Raw genomic sequence first — 3,519 nt, 5'->3', positions numbered from 1 at the left:
AACAGGAACAGCGCGAAGAAGCCGAGCGCGAGGGAAAGAATCAGCCGCCTGACCCACGGCGATTCGCGCGTCGCCGGGTTCGATTCGAAACGCACCGCCTGCGCCGGCGGCTTGGGCGCGACCAGGGCCACCGCCCCGCTCATTTGCGCCCCCGGCCTGCGCCGACGCCGCGCGTCTTCGCGCTCCACGCCTGCAGGCCGTTGATGGCGAGCAGCAGCAAGAAGGAGAACACCAGCATCGTCGCCGCGATGGCCGTCGCGCCGGCGTAGTCGTACTGCTCCAGCCGGGTGATGATGAGCAGCGGGGCGATCTCCGTGCGCATGGGCATGTTGCCGGAGATGAAGATGACGGAGCCGTACTCGCCGATGGCCCGGGCGAACGACAGGGTGAAGCCGCTGAGCAGCGCGGGCAGCACGCTGGGGAAGAGGACATGGGTGAAGGTCCGCCAGGGCGTGGCCCCGAGCGTGGCGGCGGCCTCCTCCACGTCCGCGTCGATCTCCTCGAGCACGGGCTGCACGGTGCGCACCACGAAGGGCAGCCCGATGAAGGTGAGCGCCACCACGATGCCCAGCGGCGTGAAGGCCACCTTGAGCCCGAGCGCCTCCAGGTACCGCCCGTACCACCCGTTGTGGGAGTAGAGGGTGGTGAGGGTGAGCCCGGCCACGGCGGTGGGGAGGGCGAAGGGCAGGTCCACCAGCGCGTCCACGAGGCCGCGGCCCGGGAAGCGGTAGCGCACCAGCACCCAGGCCACGAGCAGCCCGAAGACGGCGTTGACGAGCGCGGCGACGAAGGCCGTGCCGAAGCTGAGCTGGTACGCGGCGAGCACGCGCGGCGAGGCCACCGTCTCCCAGAACTGGGCCCAGGTGAGGGTGAACGTCTTGAGGAAGAGGCCGGACAGCGGCAGGAGGACGATGAGGCCCAGGTACAGCCAGCTGAGCCCCAGGGTCAGCCCGAAGCCCGGCAGGACACGGCGGCGTGCGCTCGTCTGCATGAGGTGGCTCCCGGGCTACCGCGCCTTGGGGACGTAGAGGCGGTCGAAGGCGCCGCCGTCGTCGAAGTGCGCCTTCTGCGCCTGCTTCCAGCCCCCGAAGACGTCGGCGATGGTGAAGAGGCTCACGGTGGGGAAGCGGCTGGCGTGCTTGGCGGCGACCGTCTGGGAGCGGGGCCGGAAGTAGTGCTTCGCGGCAATCTCCTGGCCCTCCTCGGAGTAGATGAACTGGAGGTAGGCCTCGGCCGCGGCGCGCGTGCCCTTGCGGTCCACGTTCTTGTCCACGAGGGCCACGGGCGGCTCGGCGAGGATGCTCACCGAGGGGACGATGATCTCGAACTGGTCCCTGCCCACCTCCTGCGTGAGCAGGAAGGCCTCGTTCTCCCAGGCGATGAGCACGTCCCCGATGCCGCGCTCGGCGAAGGTGGTGGTGGCGCCGCGCGCCCCCGAGTCCAGCACGGGCACGTTCTTGAAGAGGTTGGAGACGAACTCGCGCGCCTTCTCCTCGTCACCGCCGGCCTTGCGCTTCGCGTAGCCCCAGGCGGCCAGGTAGTTCCAGCGCGCCCCGCCCGAGGTCTTGGGGTTGGGGGTGATGATGGAGATGCCGGGCCGGAGCAGATCCTCCCAGTCGCGGATGCCCTGGGGGTTGCCCTTGCGCACCACGAAGACGATGGTGGAGGTGTACGGCGAGCTGTTGTGGGGCAGCCGCGACTGCCAGCCCGCGGGCAGGAGCTGGGCCTTGTCGTGCAGCATGTCGATGTCGTACGCGAGCGCCAGCGTGACGACGTCCGCGTCCAGCCCGTCGATGACGGCGCGCGCCTGCTTGCCGGAGCCGCCGTGGGACTGCTTGATGGTGAGCGGCGTCCCGCTCTTCGCCTCCCACTGCCTGGTGAAGGCGGCGTTGAGGTCCGTGTAGAGCTCGCGCGTCGGGTCGTACGAGACGTTGAGCAGGGTGATGGGCTCGCCCTGGGCGGTGGCCGGCTTCGAGCAGCCGCCGAGCGCGGGCACGACGGACAGCAACACGGTCAGCAGCGCGGCGGTGGTGCGACGGTGCAGCGACTTCATTCGGTACCTCGGGCAATGAGGTGACCGCGAGGTACCGGGGTGCTTCAGGCCCATGAGGCTCGAAAGCCCACCGTCCCTCGCGGGTAGGTGGGCTCTCCAGAACACGCGGCCGTCAGCGCTCAGGCTTCCGGCGGGCGAGCGCCCACACCCGGGTGCCAACAGCGACAAACCATCCTGGGCTGTGGGCGGGGCGGGGGCATGAACGAGACACAAGGTGCCCGGGGCGCATCCGTTTGTCAAGCGGAACCTCCGTTATGACGGATGTCCGCTATGGCGGAGGGACCCCCAGGCGGTTCACTTGTGTGGCAGGCAATGCTTGGATCGAAGGCCTGTCGCGAGGAGGGGCCGAAGGCCGGTATCCTGTCGCGCTCGCAACCGTGGAAGGGAGCTGTGCATGGCGGACAGGCAGAAGAACCTCGGGCGCGCGAGGGTGCTCGACTTCTCCTCCCTGGAAGAGGACGAGGCGGAGTCGTCCTGGGGCGCGCCCCTGACGGATCAGACGCGCCTGGCGCCGCTCGATGATGATCCGACGGGCGAGCTGATGAAGCCCCGGACGGAGGAGGCGGAGCCGCTGCTCACGGCGTTCTCGTCCCGGGCGTTCCTGATCGCGGACCTCTTGCGGGACAAGTTCTCGCGGCGCTTCTTCGGCCGGTCGCCGTACCGGGTGCTGCGCGTCGACGAGCCCGAGGGCCCCAGCACGGCGGGAGGCCGTCTGGCCCGGCAGCCCATCTCGCTGGTGGCACGGGAGGGCTCGGCGCCCTCGATCATCTGCGGCTGGGTGGACACCTCGAAAGGGGAGGCGCAGCTGCGCAGCTACGCGTCGGTGGCCCGTCGCTACGAGTCCCACCATGGCGTGGAGCTGGACCTGTCCCCGGATCACTACGAGCGCTTCCTGGAGGACCTGGTGGATGCCCTCATCTCGGGTGGCATCAAGGTGCGGGTGCTCGTGCTGGACGAGCAGCTGGCCGCACCGGAGCAGGCCCAGGCGTCGGCGCCGAGGGGTCTGGCCGCTCGGGCGCGTGGGCGCGAGCGGGGCGGCCGCCTTCTAGTGTTAGGTATCGTACTCGGGCTGCTGGCGGGGCGGTGGGTGCCCTGGGAGCGGCTCGACGCCGCTCTGACGCAGGTCTGGTCGACGGTGTCCGCGCAGGTGGCCGGGAGGCTCTGAGGGCCCGTCCCTGACGCCGAGTGCTGGTGCCTTCCGGGCCAAAACATGGCATGAGGCGCCTCCTTCTATGAGGCACCCTTCGCCGGCAGCGCATTCCTCGGCCGAATCCCTATCGGAGCGTTGGCGCTCCAGGGCACGGGGTGCCTGAAAAAGCTTGGGGGGATTACGGGAGAGAAGATGGGAGCGGACACAAAGGTCTGCGAAGTGCGGGTGTTCGTGGTGCGGCTCGGGGTGGGGGAGGGGTGAGCGCGATGGACTGGAGACTGCCGAAGGGTGTGACGCGGATGGTGCTGGTGCGGCA

General features: G+C 69.7%; 3 protein-coding genes. 1 reads left to right on the top strand and 2 read right to left on the bottom strand.

All coding sequences use genetic code 11. The features are described from left to right. Positions 1-139 precede the first annotated feature (139 nt). Together cysT and VF697_RS31510 are read right to left on the bottom strand one after the other, a co-directional pair. Positions 140-991, bottom strand: a complete 852-nt coding sequence (cysT, locus tag VF697_RS31515; protein WP_331100768.1) for a sulfate ABC transporter permease subunit CysT — start codon at positions 989-991, stop codon at positions 140-142. Between the two features lie 15 nt (positions 992-1,006). Further along, positions 1,007-2,053 (bottom strand): sulfate ABC transporter substrate-binding protein, encoded by a 1,047-nt coding sequence (locus VF697_RS31510; RefSeq protein WP_331100767.1) that lies wholly within the window; start codon positions 2,051-2,053, stop codon positions 1,007-1,009. A 394-nt stretch (positions 2,054-2,447) separates the two neighbouring features. Between VF697_RS31510 and VF697_RS31505 the strand changes: the two genes are divergently transcribed. Further along, on the top strand, positions 2,448-3,218 hold the full coding sequence (locus tag VF697_RS31505) for a hypothetical protein (RefSeq protein WP_331100765.1): 771 nt from the start codon (positions 2,448-2,450) through the stop codon (positions 3,216-3,218). Positions 3,219-3,519: the final 301 nt, after the last annotated feature.

The organism is Archangium sp. (genome assembly GCF_036388035.1).
Lineage (GTDB): Bacteria > Myxococcota > Myxococcia > Myxococcales > Myxococcaceae > Archangium.
The sequence above is the reverse complement of the archived record's forward strand: the minus strand, read 5'-3'. Positions and strand labels throughout refer to the sequence as shown.